Source organism: Micromonospora polyrhachis (assembly GCF_014203835.1).
GTDB classification, from domain to species: domain Bacteria; phylum Actinomycetota; class Actinomycetes; order Mycobacteriales; family Micromonosporaceae; genus Micromonospora_H; species Micromonospora_H polyrhachis.
The window spans coordinates 4694371-4712948 of the sequence record NZ_JACHJW010000001.1 but is presented as its reverse complement, the minus strand read 5'-3'; the positions used below and the strand labels follow the sequence as shown (position 1 = coordinate 4712948).

10 protein-coding genes are annotated in these 18578 nt (G+C 69.8%); 4 read left to right on the top strand and 6 right to left on the bottom strand.

All coding sequences use genetic code 11. The features are described 5' to 3' along the window. Window positions 1-5 precede the first annotated feature (5 nt). On the top strand, window positions 6-323 hold the full coding sequence (locus tag FHR38_RS20675; RefSeq protein WP_184536227.1) for a WXG100 family type VII secretion target: 318 nt from the start codon (window positions 6-8) through the stop codon (window positions 321-323). On the opposite strand, the gene FHR38_RS20670 is transcribed toward FHR38_RS20675, so the two are convergent. After that, window positions 324-1487: a S8 family serine peptidase gene (locus FHR38_RS20670; protein WP_184536226.1), complete on the bottom strand. Its 1164-nt coding sequence runs from the start codon at window positions 1485-1487 to the stop codon at window positions 324-326. A 117-nt stretch (window positions 1488-1604) separates the two neighbouring features. Here FHR38_RS20670 and FHR38_RS20665 point away from each other — a divergent pair, with 117 nt between their 5' ends. From FHR38_RS20665 to FHR38_RS20655, 3 genes are read left to right on the top strand one after another with little or no spacing between them, the layout of a single operon-like run. Beyond that, a complete protein-coding gene (locus FHR38_RS20665; protein ID WP_184536225.1) occupies window positions 1605-2009 on the top strand; it encodes a YbaB/EbfC family nucleoid-associated protein in 405 nt (134 codons plus the stop codon). 5 nt (window positions 2010-2014) lie between these two features. Continuing rightward, window positions 2015-2317 (top strand): hypothetical protein, encoded by a 303-nt coding sequence (locus tag FHR38_RS20660; protein ID WP_184536224.1) that lies wholly within the window; start codon window positions 2015-2017, stop codon window positions 2315-2317. A 7-nt stretch (window positions 2318-2324) separates the two neighbouring features. Continuing rightward, window positions 2325-15377 carry a WXG100-like domain-containing protein gene (locus tag FHR38_RS20655; RefSeq protein WP_184536223.1) on the top strand — a complete coding sequence of 4351 codons (13053 nt, stop codon included), beginning with the start codon at window positions 2325-2327 and terminating at the stop codon, window positions 15375-15377. Window positions 15378-15607: 230 nt separating this feature from the next. Here FHR38_RS20655 and FHR38_RS20650 read toward each other — a convergent pair whose 3' ends face one another. The 5 genes from FHR38_RS20650 to FHR38_RS20630 are packed head-to-tail and all read right to left on the bottom strand — an operon-like array spanning window position 15608 to window position 18576. Then, the gene (locus tag FHR38_RS20650) at window positions 15608-16171 is read right to left on the bottom strand and encodes a hypothetical protein (RefSeq protein WP_184536222.1); all 564 of its coding nucleotides are present in this window, start codon (window positions 16169-16171) and stop codon (window positions 15608-15610) included. Then, window positions 16168-16785 (bottom strand): hypothetical protein, encoded by a 618-nt coding sequence (locus FHR38_RS20645; protein WP_184536221.1) that lies wholly within the window; start codon window positions 16783-16785, stop codon window positions 16168-16170. The genes FHR38_RS20650 and FHR38_RS20645 overlap by 4 nt, the downstream gene beginning before the upstream one ends. Beyond that, window positions 16782-17399 (bottom strand): hypothetical protein, encoded by a 618-nt coding sequence (locus tag FHR38_RS20640; protein ID WP_184536220.1) that lies wholly within the window; start codon window positions 17397-17399, stop codon window positions 16782-16784. Before FHR38_RS20640 ends, FHR38_RS20645 begins: the two co-directional genes overlap by 4 nt. Beyond that, window positions 17396-18034, bottom strand: a complete 639-nt coding sequence (locus FHR38_RS20635; protein WP_184536219.1) for a hypothetical protein — start codon at window positions 18032-18034, stop codon at window positions 17396-17398. Before FHR38_RS20635 ends, FHR38_RS20640 begins: the two co-directional genes overlap by 4 nt. Continuing rightward, window positions 18028-18576, bottom strand: a complete 549-nt coding sequence (locus FHR38_RS20630; protein WP_184536218.1) for a hypothetical protein — start codon at window positions 18574-18576, stop codon at window positions 18028-18030. The genes FHR38_RS20635 and FHR38_RS20630 overlap by 7 nt, the downstream gene beginning before the upstream one ends. Window positions 18577-18578 lie beyond the last annotated feature (2 nt).

Genomic DNA, 18578 nt, shown 5'->3' with positions numbered 1-18578 from the left:
CAGACATGTCCCAGCCCATGATCGTCCCGATCGCGGACATCGCCCGCGCCGGTGCCACCTTCCAGGCACAGTTGGAAGAAATGCAGAGCCGTCTCCGCGTGCTGGAGAGCTTTATGGACGAGCGTTCCCAGACCTGGGACGGCGCGTCCAAAGCCGCCTACACCGGGCTGCGACAGCAGTGGCAGACCGGCGCGCAGCAACTGAACCAAATCGGTGTGAACTTCGCCGGTGCGATCGGCGCCGCGAGTCGCAGTTTCAGGCAGGCCGAGGAGCGCAACCTGGAGGCAATCTCCCGTACCGGTTCCAGGAACAACCTCGCCTGATCAGCCGGACGGGCGGTGGCGCTGCCGATGGGTGCGCGCCACCGCCCGCCCGGTCAACAGCCCGGCGGCCCCGAGGCCGAACAGTGCTGCGCACGCCAGAGCGACCCGCCACGAACCGGGCCAGCCTGGGCGGGTGGGGGCCTGCGCCAACGTCGCGGGCGCAGGGGCCCAGGTGGGCACGGCACCGACGGTCGCGGCCGGTTCGACCAACGCGCGGTACGGGTTGACGCTGCCCTGCCCGAACGCGGCATTGCCGGTACCACCGGCGGTGCCGTCGGCTGTGGCGAGCAGCCGACGCACCACCTCCTCGTTCGTCCACTGCGGATGCGATCCGCGCAGCAGCGCCGCAGCACCACTGACCACGGCGGCGGCCGCCGGCGTACCGCCGACGACGGTGTGCCCCCCGACCCGCGCTGCCGCCACCAGTTGCTCGCCGGGTGCGACAAGGTCGACGTGCGGACCACGTGCCGAGCCGTCCAGGACGTCGCCCGACGCGGCCAGTGCGCCTACCCCGACGACGCCGTCGTAGGCGGCGGGGTAACTCGGACCGGGTAGTCCGTCCCCGGCGGCGGCCACCACCACGACTCCACTCTTGATCGCCCTGGCAACCGCGGCGCGCAGGCGCGCGTCGTCGACCGCGAGCGAGTAGGAGATGTGGATGACATCGGCACCCAACCGCTCGGATTCGGTGACCGCCGTCGCGAGCGCGGCCGCGGAGACCGGAGCATCGGTGGCAGGGTCGTTGTCAGCGACCCGGATCGGCAGGAGGGTGGCCTGCGGCGCCACGCCGACGAGGGAGGCGTCGCTGGCGGGTCGGGCACCGATGAGGCTGGCGATCGCGGTGCCATGCCCCTGGCGCTGACAGTCCAATGTGCCACCTGATCCGCCTGTGGTGACATCCCAGCCGGTCTGAACGGCCTTCGCCAGCTGCGGATGTCTTCTGTCTACACCGGAATCGACGACCGCCACGCGTACGCCCGAACCGGTGGCGAGCTGGTGCGCCCTGGGCAGGTCGAGCAGCCGCTGGGCCCACGAGGTCACGGAGATCTTCGGTGCGGCCACCGGCTTACTCTGGTAGCCGCAGGAGGCGGCGTGGGCTGGAGCCGGGGAGAGCACCAGTACGGATGCCGCCATCAGGACTACCGCCGCGAGTCGCCGTACCACCGGTTGCTCCTCTCCACCCCGCTTCGCGCCCTCGGGGCGGCTGTGGCCCGGCGATGCGTGTCCCGCGTATCGGAACCGAATCTAGTGCGCCAAGTGTCCTATGGCTACAGTCATGCCATGCGCGTGGATGACGAAATGCTGGCGGCGATGCGTGCGCGGGCACGTGACCTGACCGGCCAACTGCAGCGCATCACCGACTCGATGGACGGTCTTCAGGAGAGGATCGGGCAGGTGTCGGTGACCGCGGTGTCCCGCGACGGGTTGGTCCGGGCAACGGTCGGTAGTGACGGCAAGCCTCGCGACCTACACCTCGATCCGCGCATCTACCACGACGCCGACGCCGCAGCGCTCGCGCGTACCATCCTGGACACCATCGAGGTGGCGGCGGCAGAGGCCAGGGAGCGGGTCAAGGAAATCTGTCAGCCCTACGTCGATGGAGATTCCTTTGACTCGTACGCATCAGGTGATCTCACCCAGGTGATGGAGCGGATGCGCCAGCGCCTGCCGTTGACGGAAGAGTGAGCAACGTGGAGAGTCGGCTGGGGCCGGGTGCCCGGGAGGCGATGGCGGACCTACAGGCCAGGGCCGCCCGGCACCAGGCAGCCGTGCGGGCGCAAGTCGAGCGCATACTGGCCGTCCCCGTCGTGATCGGCGGCGGCGAAGTCGGGGCACAGCTGCAGCAGAACATCACCGCGGCCAACGATTCACTCGGTGACATGGCGGCCTTCTTCGACACCACCGCGACTGACACCGCCACCGCTGCGAACGCGGTCAACGGGCTCCTCGAAACGGACCGGTCTGCCGCCGCTCCGCTGAACATCCGCGTATAGCCGTTCAGTGGGAGTAGAGAAGCCGGACCTGGGCGTCTGGGACTGGGTGTGGGACGCTGTCACGCTCGTCGGCGGCGGGTCGACCTGGCCGGACAGCGACGAGGACAGCCTCTGGCAGTACTCCCGCGAACTCTTGGCCCTCGCCGAGATCCTGCAAACTGCCGGGCGGGACCTCGGGTCCGCGCAGACGGATCTGGGCAACCTGTGGGGTGGCCCGTCGGCCGCCCAGTTCCAGAACCACTGGCGATACAAGTTCGAGAACGTGATGCCGAAGCTCACCGGCGGAGCGGAGAACATCGCCGAAGTGATGGACCATTCCGCCCGGGCCATCGAGCACGAGAAGCTCACCATCGTCATCTCTGTCATCTGGTGTTGCGTCGAGCTGGCGATCATCGCGCTCGCGATGCTGTTCAGCGCCGGATTCATGGCCGCCGCCAACGCCGGGCCGATTCTTGCCACCCGCGCCGTCACCCAGGCCGCCTACCGCCTGCTGATCGGCAGCCTGCGGGAGAGGTTCATTATTCGGCTCGGCCGCGAGGCAGCTACCGAAGGGCTGCAGGAGCTCTCCTCCGACGCCACCGCTCAAGCTATCCAGAACGCCGAGGGCACCCGCGACGGATACGACGGCGCTCATCTGCTGCAGTCGTTGAAATGGGGTTCCGTCGGTGGAGGGATCGGCGAGGTCCTCACAAAACCGCTGCTGGCGCTGCGGAACCTGGCCCAAAAGCTCAGAACTCCCACCCTGCAGTGGGGGGCGCAGACCCTCGCCGAGGGCCTACACGACCAGGTCACCAACAACCTGACGAACTATCTTGCGGTGGGTTTCGAGCAGGGAGACTGGACACCCAGCACCGACAACCTGGTCGGTGCCGTGGGCCGGTTCGGTGTCGGCGTGGTCACCGGAGGACTGCGCGAGCAGATCGGTAACCAGTACCACCTCCGGATCCAGCAATTCATCGGTCTCGAAAACGGAGGTCCCGACTCCCCACGCGGCCCCGACGCCAACCCGACTGGCCCCGGTGCCAACCCTGCCGGAACAGACGCCAACCCGGCCGGAACAGATGCACCGGGTAACACCGGTGCTCCCGGTGCATCCGGTGGCCCGGCCGCCGGGGCTCCGGCTGGCTCCGCTGCTCCCGCCGCACCAACTGGTCCCGCCGCACCGGCCGGGCCTGCCGCACCCACCGGCCCTACCGCGCCGACTGGTCCTGCTGCACCCGCCGGCCCCACCGCACCGGCTGATCCGGGGGATCCGGCTGCGCCAGTGGAACCGACCGCGCCGGTTGGCGGCCCCGGCACTCAAGGGCCCGCCGAGAGCGGCGGTCCGAGTACGGGCCCTGGTGATCCTGCCGCTCCGAGTACCAGCCAAGGTGACCCTGCCGCTCCGAGTACCAGCCAAGGTGACCCTGCTGCTCCGCCGGCACCGGCCGACACCGGGACGGACACTCCTACCGGCCCCGCATCACAGGCCGGCACCCCCACCCCCGGCGAGCCGGGAGCGGTGCATGACGCGCCACCCGCGTCTCCCGTGGAGACCGGCGATGCTCCGGGCACCCGGGCCGGGGAACCCGATCCCGTGGGACGGCCTGGCGACAATCCGACCACCGGCGACGCACAGACGTCACCGGCGATCCCCGGTCAGCCGGCATCCGAACCGGAGGCGTCCGCCCAGCCCGCGCCCACGCAGGAACCGACAGCCGCCACTCCTGGCGACGCCGGTGCCCGGCCGGAAGCGACGTCGGGTGACAGCGGCCCCAGCCGGGTCGGCATCGCCCAGGGCAACGTGCTGTTCCCGGTAGGGAGCATCACGCCCGGCGGGACGCGGTCGTCGGTGCGTCTGCCAGCCAACAGTCGGAGCGGGCAGCCACCGGCCGAGCAGCCGCCACCGGTCGAGACCACCCCGGCGGCACCGGTCGACAGTTCGCAGGGCCCTGCCGACAGCGCCGAGCCGACACCTACGCAGACGCCGCCAGCCGACACCGCACCTGCCGGCACCGCGCCCGTCGGTACTACACCTGTCGGTGCTGCGCCTGTCGACACGGCGACGGCCGAACGGGACCGGACCGAGCAGGAGCCTGCCGAGCAGACCCCGGCGATGCCGGTTGCGCCACCGGCACCCGACACGCCGGACGGTACCCAACTCCAGGAGGACCGGCCCGGATCGGGCGGCCGCGGCGGGCCGAATGGCCCCACCGGTACGCAGGGCTGGGGCGGTGACGAGGATCCGCGTGACCGCGATACCCGGCCGTTGGAAGTCAAGATGGCCGAGGCGACCCTGGACGCGTTCTACGCCACAATCGCATACTTCGAAGCCGTCGCGGCCGGCACCATTCGCTCCGAAGACGTAACCCGTCGCGCCGCCGCAAGGATCGTCGGAAAACTGCGGCGGGACCTGTTGCCCGAGGTGGACCGACTCAGGGCGGCGGTAAGCGCCCCGGTCGTCGACGCCTCCGCGGTCGCTGACATCGAGTCCCGGGTGCGCGCGGCGATCGCCGATCTCCCCGGCCGGGACGGAAAGACGGTTCGCACCATCCTGACGGAGTGGTCAAACGCCGCTCATGAGATCCGCGGATTGCTGGACATCACCGCGCGAATCCGCGCGACGTTCACCACCATCGGTGCCGAGAGGGGGCCGCTCGCCGGACGGATCGCGGAAGCAACCGAGCGGCTGCGGGCGGCACGAGCCAGACTGTGGGCGGCCGGAGCGAACAGCGACCTGCCCTCGGCCGAACGTAGGGCACTGGTCATCGCGCTGAAAGACGCCGCGACGGACCTCGCCAACCTGCAGAGGTCGCTGGCACCGGTGCTGGACGGTTTCGCCGCCGCCGACCAGATGGTCGAAACCCTACGGCTCATCCTTGATCAGGCCAGCACGCATCTGGTCGAGCTGAGCACAGACATGGAGGCGCAGGCCGAGACAGCGCTCTACACGATGGCAAGTCAGATCGACGCCCAGGTCCAGGCAATCACCCTGCATCGTCAGCGGGTCATCGACCGGTTGGCCACCGCCGACACCACCGAGCCGGCACGGGAGATCCTGCCGGATCTCAACGACGTGGTGCAGTCGGCGGGCAACGTCCGCAAGCAGTTGGCGGGTGAGGTTGCCGCCCTGTCCGAAGCCCACATCGAGCTGATCGAGGCGCGCAACACCACCACCGCGGCCAGCGGCAGCATCGCCCATCTGATTGGTGAGCGCGCTCAGGCCAGGCTGTCGCCGCTGGTGAAGCAGGTCGACCAACTCCGGGCTCAGGCGCAAACGGCGGTGGAGGCCCTGCTGACGGCGATGGCCGGTCCGGACAAGGAGGCGCGCTCGAAGGCGTTGGCCGCCGTCACGGACACCAGGAGAGCGCTCGCGGAGGGCCGGAACGCCCTGACGGTAGCTATGGACCGGGCGGTCGAGGAGGCGGATGTCGCGGCCCGCGTCGCCGCGATGGACCAAGCCGCCCTGGACAGCATGCTGGACGAGGCTGCCAGGAACCTGGGTGTCGAGTGGGCCAGCGCCGAGCGGGTACCCGAAACGGAGACAACCCTCGAATGGGTAGAAGGCCCCACCCCTGCCCCCGACCCCGACTCTGAGCCCGACCCCGACCCCGACCCCGACCGCCAAAAGCCGGAACCGCCCCCAGGGGATACCGGCCCCAACCGGGGGAAGAAACTCGTAGCACGGCAGACCCCCGTGTCAGAGACGCCGTCCGGACGGCGGAGAATTCGGTTCACGCCCCCGGCCTGGGCGCACGACCCGTATCGGAACACCTTCGATGTCGAGATTCGGTTCGTACCGTTGCCGGAGGGCACGCCGTATCGGATTCGGTTGCCGTCCGATGACGACGTTAGGGCGTCAACGACGTATCCGCTCGTCGTGCTGGAGGTCTCAGCTGCGCTGATCGGCGAAGCCGAACTTGGCGTCGCACTACTGGGCGATGCGCTCGCGGAAAGTGGCGAAAAGGTCCTTCTCGCCGAGCGGGGCCGGTGGCTCGGCGAGGCGACCAACCCCGAGACCAGACCCGGATGGCTGCGGCGTTGGCCGCGGCGCCGTTCCGCCGGTGACGAGTCCCGCTGGCGTCGGTTGGTACGAGCTGCGGCCGAAACGCTGACCGGAACGCCGGCCGAGACGTCGACCGACACGCAGGCTGACCCGTCCGTCCGGGTGGTACGGCACCTGGCTGGAATGGGTCTGCTCACCGACCAGACCGACAGTGACCGGCGGCGTCGATCACTGCGGGGCAGGCTGACCGAGGATCCAGAACACCAGCTGATCGCGCTGCGGATGATGGACACCCGCAGCACCGCCGACCGGGAAGCGGCACTGGCCGCACTCGACTCCTCGGCACGCCGGTACGCGACCCGCCCCTTACAGGACGAACAGGCCGCCGACCGCCCCACCCGCGAGTCCGTGCCGAGGAACGTCGCGGTGACCGGCAGCGAGCTACTCCGGGACGGTGACGACGCGGTACTGACCGTGCAACTGCCCCCTGCCGAGGGGCAGCAGGGCGAGCGGATCAACATCGCGGTGCGGGTCGTCGACGAACCAGCGGTGCCCGGGGCCGCCGTACGACTGGAGACCGACCCGGACGGGAATATGACGGTGGTCGTCCGCTCGAACGCCAGCGACCAGGCGATCGCCGTCGACACCGCCGGCACGTTGGCCGAGCTCGCGCTGCTGCACGAAAAGCCGAAGGCGGACACACCCCCTGCCGAAACACCGTCGACGTCTCTCACCGAACGGCGTGCCGTCGCCCGGGCTGAGGCGCAGTTGAAGGTGCTGGCCGAGTTCCGCATGCGTTCCAGTCTGCTGGAGCGGACCGTGATCAACCAGATGGCGGACGAGTTGCTGGCCCGGATGCCGGCGGTAGGGGTGCCGAGTGCCGACGTCGACCGGCTGACAGCGCTGGACCTGGGCGCACGCCGGGTGGACTCACTGCGGCGGGTCGGCCTTTCGTATCGCCTTCTGATCGGGCCACCCGACCGGGCCACGGCTGGAGTCGGGTTCCACCTGTACCGACGACTGTTCACCGCTTTCTCAAGCTGGTGGTACGCGGAGGACACGAACACGCATGCCGGACGGAGCGACCAACAGACCCAGATGACCGCGCTGCGCAGCTTCCTACGGGATCCGGTTCAGGGTCTGTCCGACAAGAAGGCCGCTGCCACGGTCGCCGCTCAAAGCGAGCCGGCCCGGTTCAAACTACCCGGGCCCGAAACGGCACCGAGCGTCTACCGGTGGCCCACGCATCCCAATCGGGCCGAGAACTGGGAAAAGCGGCTGCCGGGCGCGACGGCTGGCGGTCTCGCCAGCCTGATTCCGCTGTGGAAGGGCAATCCGGACGAGTTCCGGGGTACGGCGGTGCAGGGTCGGTGGGCCCAACTGGCCCTTTCCATGCACGTCCTCGGCAGCGAAGTGGCCAGCTCGGGTTTCGCCCAGGCCGAGGTGGACTACATCAAGGACAAACCGGAGCGGGAGGCTGCCAACAAGGAAAAGCACGAGGTCTCGCTCTCGCCCGACGAGCGCCGCAATCGCGCCGCCGGCATGTTGACCTACCCGGTCACGGAACTGCGCGAGACAGTGCTGCGGCTGCTCAGCGAGAACGGCACCCTCGACCCACGGGAGCGGACGCGGCTGCTGGAGTTGCTGCTGCGACTGCGCGCCGACCTAACCGAGGCGCAGCAGCAGATGGCCAACGAGGTCAGGCACAAGCTGACGGACATGGCGTACCGCCGCCGCCGGATCACGCTCTTCCGTCGCGCCGGCAGCGCACCGGTCGTCAACGTGGACGGTGTGCCGATGACGTACACCATGGCCGGCCGGGGTTATGCGTCGGGAGCGCCACGGCTGAGCAGCAACGCGGGACGGGTCGCGGGGCAGCAGGGAGCGACCGGTCTGAATTCGGTCCTGCTCCAGATGCTCATGAGCAAGATGAAGGGCCCAGGTCGTACGGATCCAGCCACCACGCCGGCGAACTCTACCCCCGACGTTCCGGCCGGCCTTCCGCTCCAGTTCACCGTCAGCAACGCGCTGATCAGCGTCCTGGGCCATGGCATCTTGTACGGCATTGGCTGGAGCCGGTTGAAGGTCGAGGAGGTCGCCGACCGGCAGGCGGTGGACGCGTGGGACGCGCGGCGCGCGATCGATGACACGTTGCGTGACATCGCCGCGATCGAACGGATGCTGCGGGACGAAGCTGCTCCCCAGCAGCCGGCCGCGCGGCGGCGGCTGGCCAACCTGATCATGGGCGGGTTCGGGGACGCGGTCCGGCTACGCCTCGCGGACCGGGCCGCCGGACGGCCGAACGAGGTCTACTGGTGGTCGCAGCTCTTCTACAAACACGGGCCTCCGCTCCTCGGGCGGCTGGGTTTCGCCCTGGTGTTCGGGACCGTACTGATCACCCTCGGTGCCGCGCCTGCGCTGCTGCTCGGCATGCTCAAGGGATCGCTGAAGGTCGTTGCGGCGGCTTCGCTCGGGGAGACGCCCATGCGCGTGTGGGGGCCGGCGCACAAGCGGGCTCAGGCGCAGAAGGCGATGCGTACCGACATGGCTGCCCGGCCGGACACCCTGGAGGACATGGCGCTGCTGGCAGTGCAGCTGGGTGAGCAGGTCAGGGACGCCGCTGCAAAGATCCGGCCGGCCCCGGTCGCTTCCAGTGACAACACGCCCAGCCGGCGCGCCCGGTTGGCGCAGGTAGGCCGCGACCTGTTCTACATCAACACCGGCCTGCGTGACTACCTGCAGCGCGACCGTCCACCGGTGCTGCGCCCGGGCCCCAACCGGTCGACGCCGGGCCGGCTCAACCCGGCTGACCGGATGGCGATGAGGCGGATCCACGAGCTGCTTGGCGACCTCGCCCGGTCCGCAGCGCTCGCGACCCGGGACGCGCCGCCGTTGACGCCCGAATCGGAGCTGTTGACGGGCGCACTCGACCCGGAGTTGCTGAAGGCCGAGTTGGTGCGTGAACTCGCCAGGTTGGGCCTGCTCAACATCCAACCGGGTAGCGACATCCGCTGGAAGGCCGCCGAGGGCTTCCTGCAGCGGCGCTACGGGCTGAGCCTGGAGCAGGCGTCCATCCTGAGCGAGCTTCGCGGCACCGACCCCGCCACCCTGCCACCTGGAGAGATCCGTGACGCGTTGCTGGAGGGTCTCACTGAGCAACAGGCGGTGACGGCAGCCCTGCAGCAGATGGCCGAGAGCGGCCGAATGGAGCTCGACGGGCCGATCCGGATGGTCGAGCTCCAGGACCAGAGCACGCTGCGGTTCACCGTCGAGGGGCACATCGTCGGCGGGCACGCCACACGGATAGGGTTCGAGGTGGCACCATTGCCACCCGGCGTGGACGGGCAACTACAGCCGGCGTTGCCCGGGGAGTCCACCCGTCGGTTGCTGATCTCGCCCCAGGTCATGACGGACCCGGCACGGCTCGCCGACTTGTTCTCCGTGATCCTGTCCCAGGTGCAGGAGCACGGCGGCCAGCTGCCGCCAGGCGTGCAGGACATTAGGCGACCGTTCGGTAACGTGCCACCGGCGTCACCGCCTCCGCCAGCCGACCCACCGGGCGATGCCCAGAATCCGGACGACCCGGGATCAGGCGGTCGCGGCGGGCCGGGTGGTCCGGTGGGCCCGCGCGGCTGGGGCGGCGACGAGGATCCGCGTGACCGTGATCCCCAGTCACCGCAGGTCCGGGTGGCCGAGGCTACCGTGGACGCGGTCTACGCCACGATCGCGTACTTCGAGGCCCTCGCGGACGGCACCATCCTTCCGGAAGGCGTGCAGCCGGGCAGCCTGGAGGCAACCGCCGTCGCATCAGTCGCCCGGGCATATGTCGCGATGCTGAGACAGGACCTGCTGCCCGAGGTGAACCGGCTCGCGGCCGCGTTGCGTGCCCCGAACATCGACGAGGCTGCCGTCGCTGCGCTCGACGCCAGCGTCCATGCGCTGATCGCCGCCCTGGGCGCTCCGGCCATCGACTCGGCCGCGCTCGCTGCGGTCAGCGTGTTCGACACCAGCGTGCCAGCGGTGGTCGCCAAGCTCATCGATGACATCGGGGCCCACAACCACCTGGCGCAGCGATTGCGCAACGCCCAGGACGTGGGCGAGTCGCTGGGCAAGACCGGGCGCATCCGGGCAACGTTCACCGCCCTCGGTATCGAGGGCAGCCCACTCGCCGGACGGATCGCGGAAGCGGCCGAACGGTTGCGGGTCGCCCGGGCCAAGCTGTGGGCGGCCGGTACGAACGACGACCTGACCGCCGCCGAACGTGACGAGCTGGTCACGGCGATGGACGAGGCCGCGAAGGACCTGGCCGATCTGCACGAGTCACTGAAACCTGTAATGGACCAGTTGACCGCCGCCGACACAACCATCAAGTGGCTGGAGGACACCCTCTACGACGCTCGCAGCGTGGTGGCCGAGGCGACGGATCTCAACGCGGCGCAGGCCCAAGCGGCGCTTGACATTGTTTCCCACCAGATCGACCAGCGGGTGCAGGCGATCGTCCAGCAACGCCAGCGAATTGCCGACCAATTGGCCGTCGCCGACACCACTGTGCCGGCGACGGAGATAATGCCGGCTCTCGCCGACGCGGTGAAGGCGGCCAACGACCTCCGGACACGGTTGTCCCGTGAGCGCGGTGCCATGCTCGAAACCTGGATGGAGGCGGACAGCGCACGCAACGCCACTACCGACGCCCACCGCAGAACCGTCACTCGGCTCGGTCAACGCGCATGGTCGCGAATGCTGCCGCTGCTTGAGCAGGTGCAACAGCGCGAAACCCAGGCTCTGGCTGCGGTGGACGCCCTGCTGGCGGCGATGACTGGCCCTGACGAGGAGGCACGCACGAAGGCGGTGGCTGACGTCTGGGAGACCAGAAAGGCGCTCACTGAGGCCCGAACGGCCTTGACCAGCACCGTCAACCACGCAATCAACGAAGCGGACCTCGCGGCCAGCCTCGCCGGAATGGACGAGGCCGCCCTGGACCGGATGCTGGACCAGGCGGTCGAGGAGTTGAACGCCGACTCGGCCCGGGCCCGGGCCGAGCGGTTGCCCGGTACGCGGACAATCCGGTTCACGCCCCAGGAGTGGGCACAGGATCCGGACCGGAAAACCTTCGACGTCGAACTCCGGTTCGCACTGTTGCCGGAGGGCAACCTCTACAACGTGCAGGTGCCGTCCGATGCGGACGTAGCAGAGTCGGAGACGTATCCCACCGTCGTGGTGGAACTCTCGGCTGCGCTGATTGGCGAATCCGGGCTGGACGTCGCACTGCTGAAGGATGTGATAGCCGACAGCGGCGAGCAGGTCCTGTCCGCCCGGCGGGGTTTGTGGCTCGGTGACTCGACCAACCCCGAAACGAGGCCCGGGTGGTTGCGACTCGGCCCACTACGTCTCTCCGCCGCCGACAAATCCCGGTGGCGTCGGCTGGCGCAGACGGCGCACGAGCGTTCGGACAATCCGTCGCGCAGGGTCGTGCGACGCCTGGCCGAGATGGGTCTGCTCACCGACCAGACCGACAGTGCCCGGCGACGCGGGAAACTGCGCCGCATACTGACCGGTGGACGACACCATCGGCTGATCGCGTTGCGGATGATGGATACCCGGAGCGCCGCCGACAAGAAGAAGGTGCTGGCTGCGCTCGACTCCCGGGCGCGCCGGTACGTGAACCGGTCGGACGCCGCGATCGACGGCGTCCGGCTACGCCAGGACAGTGGCGAGTCGGTGCTGACCGTACAGCTGCCTGCCACCGAGGGTCAGCTGGGCAGGACAGTCGACATCCCGGTGCAGGTCCTTGACGAGCCGGCGGTGCCCGGTGCCGCCGTGCGATTGGCGACTGACGCCGACGGGAAGTTGACGATCGTCGTCCGCTCGGACGCCAGCGACCAGGCGATCGCCATCGACGTCGCCGGCACGCTGGCCGAGCTCGCGCTGTTGCAGGGCGAGCCGCAGGCGGATGCGGCGTCCAGGGCGGTCGCCCGGACCGAGGCACAGTTGAACACCCTGTTCGGTTTCCGCGAGTTTGCCACTCCGCTGGAGCGGACCCTGATGAACCACATGGCGGCCGAATTGCTGCTGCGGTTCCGGGCGGTCGGGGTACCCACGGCCGACAACAAGCGAATGACCACGTTGGCGAATTGGAACCTGAAGAGGGAGTTCGCGGCGCAGTTGCTGCTCGGGCTATGGCTGCCGGCGACCGGCACCATCGACCCGACGTCTGGGCTGGCCTGGGCTGGGCTGGCCCGGTTTCTGTTGAACAGGCTGAACGTTGACGCGCGGCCCACGCAGCACATACCCCTGTACCGGCTGTTCGCCAAGCCGCTTCGTTCCCTGATCGGGCCACCCGACCCGTCTACAGTCGGACTTGGTTTCCACCAGTTCCGGCGGATCCTCAGCGCCAGCGCGGCCTGGGCGTACGCGGACCTTACGAACGAACATGCGAATCGGGGTCCGGAACAGACCGAGATGAGCAGGAACCGCGCCTACGTCCGGGACATGAGTCAGGCTCTCGCCGACAACAAGGCCGCCGGCGTCGTGGCCAGCCAAAGCGAACCGGTCCGGTTCAAACCACCGGACCCTGACGTCGCGCCGAGCCTCTACCAGTGGCGGACGCATCCCGATCGTGGCGAGAACTGGGCGAAACGGCTGGGGGGAGCGGCGGCCGGCGGTATTGCCAGCGCACTCCCGTTGTGGGCGAAAGACCCGGGCGATTTCAACAGCTCACCGGTGCAGGGTCGGTGGGCGCAACTTGCCCTTTCCGCGTACGTCCTCGGTGGCGAGGTCGGCGGAACGGGATTCGGCCAGGCCGAGGCGGACTACGTCAAGGACAAACCAGAGCGCGAGGCTGCCGACAAGGAAAAACACGAGGTGTCGTTGTCGCCCGACGCCCGACGCAACAGCGCCGCCGGACTGTTGACCTACCCGCTCGGCAAACTGTACGAGAAGGTACGCAAGCTGCGTAATGAGGGCGGGACACTCGACCCGCAGGACCGGGCGCGGCTGCTGACGTTGCTGCGGCGGCTGCGCGCCGACCTGACCGAGGCACAAAGCACGATGGCCCGCGAGGTCGAGCACAAGTTGAGGGACATGGAGTATCGCCGGCAACTGATCACGCCCATCCGGCGTGCCGGCGCCGTGCCGGTTGCCTGGTTGGACGGCAGGGCAGTGACTTACACCATGGCCGGGCGGGGTTATGCGTCGGGCGCTCCGCGGCTGAGCGACAACATGGGTCGGGTCGGGGTGCAGCAGGTGCCGGGCGGTGTGAACTCGGTCCTGACACAGCTCGCCCTTAACGCCATGAGGAACAAGCCACCGCTCGAGGAGGCACTCGCGCTCAAATTCTCCGTCGTCAATGGGGTTGTCACCATTGTGGGCCAGGCTTTCTACGGTGCAGGCTGGAGCCAGGTGAAGGTCGATGAGGTGGCTGACCGGCAGGCGGTGGAGGCATGGGACGCACGGCGCGCGATTGATGACGCGCTGCGTGACATCGACCATATCGAACGGATGGTGTGGGGCAACGACCTTCCCCAACGGCCGGCTGCACAACGCCAGATCAACGGGCTGCGCGACCGAATCAAGCGTAGACTCTTCGACCCGGCCATGGGCGGGCTGGCGAACCGACTCAAGGGTGGGTTCGGGGACGCGGCCCGGCAGCGCATGGCGGACAGCATCGCCGGGCGGCCGAACGATATCTACTGGTGGTCGCAGCTCTTTTCCAAGCACGGTCCTGCGACCCTGGCGAGGCTGGCCCTCACCCTGGCCGGCGGGACGGTGCTGGTGCTGTTCGGTGCCTCGCCCGCACTGCTGATAGCTATGCTCAAGGGCTCGCTGACGATCTCCGGGGCGAATGCGATCGGGGAGACGCCCATGCGGGTGTGGGGGTCGGCGCACAAACGGGCCCAATCCCAGCGGGCGCTGCATATGGACATGGCCGCCCGGCCGGACTCCCTGGTGGATATGGCGCAGATGGCGATGGAGTTGGGCGAGACGGTGAAGACCGCCGCCGCCGAGATCACACCGGCTCCGGTGGTCGACTCCCGCGACGACACACCCAGCCGGCGCGACCGGGTGGCCCAGGTGGGTCGCGACGCGCGAAACATCGACGCCGGCCTACGTAGCCACCTGTTGCGTAACCTGCCATCGGTGCTCCGCCCGGGCCCCAACCGGCCCGAGCCGGGCCGGCTGAACACGGCCGACCGGACGGCGATGAAGCGAGTCCGCGCGCGGCTTGAGGACCTGGAGCGAGCCGCACGGCTCGCCGACCGGAACGCTCCGGTGCCGGCCGCTATCGAACCGGACATGCTGGAGGCCGACCTGGTGCGCCGCTTCGCCGAACTGGGCCTACTCGACAGCCAACCGGGCAGCGAAGAACGCTGGGTGGCCGACGCAGATTTCCTGAAGCGCCGCTACGGGCTGAGCGACGAACAGTTGGGCAGGTTGCGCACGATAAGCGCCGTCACCCTGGAAAACGTACGCCCCGGGAAAGTCCATGACGCGCTGGTGGAGAGTCTCGCCGATCACACGATGCGACACAGGGTGACGACCGCACTGCAGCAGATGGCCGAGAGTGGCCAGATGGAGCGCATCGGGCCACTGCATATGGTCGAGTTCCAGGACTCGAACACACTGCGGTTCACCGTCCCCGGGAGAATCGTCGAAGGGCTGGTCAACGAACTGGTGAGGTTCGAGGTGACGCCGCTTCCCGCCGGCCTGGACGCGCAGCTCCGGCCGGGGTCGCCCGGGGATCCGGTCCGCCGGTTGCTGATCGCGCCGCAGACCATGCTCGACCCGGCGCGACTGGCGGACACGTTCACCGTGCTCCTGTCCTGGTTGCAGGAGAGCGGTGTCCGGCTGCCGCCGGGTGTGCAGGATATTGGTCGGGACGCCCTCGATCCCCAGGGCCCGGACCGGGATGATCCCGATCCCGGTGGTCCCGGTCCCGACGATCCCACCCCGCCGTCGGGCGGTCCGGACCGCCCGGACGCGGGCCCTGCGGCACCGCCGCCGCGCGGCCCGGCCCGGTCGTCACCAATCGCGGACGGCCTGCGCGGCGGGCCACCCGCCACGACGGACCCCACCTAGGCCGCGCCGTCGGTGGCACAGCCACTGCCAGGTCCCGCCATCGACCCGGCCATCGAACAGATACTGCACCGCAAGGGTCGATTCTGGCCGGGTGACAGGCTTGGTGATGAAGGCGTTACCTGACGATCACCTTCGTGTCACCGCTCCAGCCGGGAGCACGGTCTAGCGTATGCGCACCGGCCTGGGGTGTGATTCCGCCGCAACGCACGCACTCCGGGCCGGTTCCACCACTACGCCACGTCCAGGTAGGCGGCCCCGCCAGCCAGCAGGTCGTGCGCGTGCGCCAGGAAGTGGTCCAGGAGCGCCTCGGGCCGGCGGGTATGCATGGCACCGACCCGTACGCACAGTTCCCACAGGTTCCCCGACGGACCGGACCACCACCACAGGTCATGCGTCTGCGGGTCGATGACCGCGGTGACCTGGCCGGCGAAGCCGATCGCGTAGCGCTCGGGGTCGCCGGCCAGCCGACCAAGCGCGGTCAGCAGGGGACGTAACCGGTGGCTGCGGGCGAAGGCCCGGCGTTCCGTCTCGTCGTCCGTCACCCGCAGCAACAGCCCCGCACGCAGCAGGGTGGTGACGACCTCTCGGCCCTCGGTGCCGAGGACGTCGGCCACGGTGACGTCGAAGGTCGACTCCGGCCGTTCGTGCGCCAACGCCCAGCAGGACAGTTGCGTCGGACCGGCCAGGGTCGGGGTGTGCTCACCGACCCGGAGCAGGTGTCCCGGCTCCAGCCCGTCGCCGCCGTCCGGATATTCGCCGAGGTAGTGCCCCAGCGGCAGGATGACGGCCGTCACGACGCCACCCGGTCCAGGTAGGCGGCGCCGCAGCTGAGCAGCCCGTGCAGCCCCTCCAGTACCCCGGCGAGCACCGCCTCCGGGTCGGTCAGGGCCGGGGCGTCGGCGGTGTCCGGGCCGGTGCCGATGTCGTCGGCGAGCCGCTGGCAGGACGACCAGAGATCACGCTCCACCGGGGACCAGGCCCACAGCAGGAACATCGGCCCCGCGACCGTGACCAGGGGCTGGTCCAGCAGGCCCAGCGCGTACCCGCCCGGCTGGTCGCTGCTCTCCCCCAGCCCGAGCAGCAGCGGCACCAGCCGGTGCCCGGCGGCGAACGACACCGCCCGATCCGGGTCGACCTGTACCAGCAGGCTGTCGGCGTAGAGCGCATCCAGGTCGCCCGGGGCGGCGGGCATGCCCCCGGCGACAAGCGACTCGGTGAGCGCCCGCTCGGTCCAACGGGGCGCGCCGGGCATCGCGTGCGCGGACAACCAGATCGCGAACCGGTCGGGGTGCAGGGTCACCGTACGGTCGCCGGCCCGGACCTCGAATCGGGTGGCCGGGTCGTTCAGTGGGCCGGTGGCGCTGCCGAACTGTCCGACTGGTAAGACCAACGCGTCCGTCTGCGTCACGCCTCGCCTCCCACCCGCGAATACTCCCACTGCACCTCGCGGAACGCGCCCAGCGTGGAGAGCAGGTGCCGGCGCTCGAACGCCTCCGGATCAGCGTCGAAGCGGGCCAGTCCCGCCGGGCTCCACAGCGCCGAGCGGGGCACTGCGGTAGCGCCGGCCGGCACGAACTTCAGGCACTCGGCCGCCGCCGCGACGGCGACCCCGATGTCGTCACGCGCCCGGGCCAGCTCCTGCGCGATGGTGCCCACCGCGTCCGGACCCGGCAGGTCGATCTCGTACGGGTCGGCGGCCACCGTGTCGGCCACCACCTCGGCCAGGACGAGGAACTGCCCGGCGTCGAGCAGTTGGGACGGGGTCGCGCCGCCGAACTCCGGATAGGCCGGCGCGGGCTCTGCGGCGAGCGCGAAGGTGAACGTCTCGGAGCGTCCGCATCGGGCACAGATGGCGTGGTACTCCCACCGTTTGCCGGCGTCCCCGGTCAACGTGGCGATCTCCCTCGGCCGCAGCCCGGGCCCGGCGCAGCCCGGACAGGGGGTCAGCGTCAGGAACGCCTGGCACTCCCACGCCGAGCGGGCTGTCGGCCAGGGCGGGCTGGTTCCAGGCAGGCCGCTCACACCGGATCTCCTATCCGCTCGTCCAGGTAGGCCGCATGCCCGGCCAGCAGCGGGTGTAGACAGTACAGCAGGTCGGTCAGCACGGACAGTGGCTCGGCGTCGTCGGCCGCAGCCGGGTCGTCCGGGTCGGCGGCCTCGTCCTCCAGGACGGCAACCGCCTCGCAGGCGTGCCACAGGCTGTCCAACGCCGGGGCCCACTGCCACACCTCGAAGGCGAACGGGGGCACCACCACCGCCGCCGGCAGGTCCGGCAGCCCGATCGCGTACCAGCCGGGCAGCTGCGGATGGGCACCCAGTCCGGGCTGCAACGGATGCAGCCGGTGCCGGCGGGCGAATCGTTCGGCGGCCACGTCGTCAGCCGGGTCGACCTCGCACAGCAGACCGGCGGCCCGCAGCTCGGCCATCGCCTCGGCGAACCGGTCGGCGGGTAGGCCCGCGTGCTCCCGCACCGCCTGGGCCGTCCACGGTGTCGCCTGGTCGGTGAGTCCGTGAGCCAGCCACCAGACGTTGGCCGTCTCGTCGTCGCGGATCCGGGTGGTCCGGGCACCGATCCGCACCCAGTGCTCCTGGCCCTGACCGGCGACGTAGTGCCCGACCGGCAGCAGCAGCGAGCCGTCGGCGGCGGGCGTCACCACGCCGGCTCCAGCGCGGCGGCGCTGGCGGCCAGCAGCCCGGGCAACTCCAGCAGCACCGTCCGCAGCACGGCCGCCGGATCGGTTACATCGATCATGGCGAGCACGCCGAAGTCGGTCAGCGAGGCGCAGGCGGCCCAGAGCGACGGGGACACCGCCGAGCGCACCCACACCTCGTACGTCAGGGGGGTCACCGTGACACGCTCGAGCCCGGGTAGCCCGATGCCGAAGTGGTCCGGGACGAGCCGGCTGTGGCCGAGACCCAACAGCAGGGGCGTGATCCGCCAGCCGTGGGCGAAGACGACGGCCGCGTCCTCCTCCGGCGCGACGTCGATCACCAGGCCGCGTTCGCGCAGTTCCGGCAGTTCAGCGGTGCCCGCCGTCCCGTCCGGGGCCCGCCAGCAGGCGAACTGCGTTCCGTTCAGCTCCAGCATGTGGTCGGCGACGCGTACCTCGTGCCGTTCGCCCGCACCGTCGTCCTCGATGTCTGGAAACGCGCCCTGGTAGAGCCCGACCGGCAGGAGCAGCCGTGGCCACGGTTGCATCG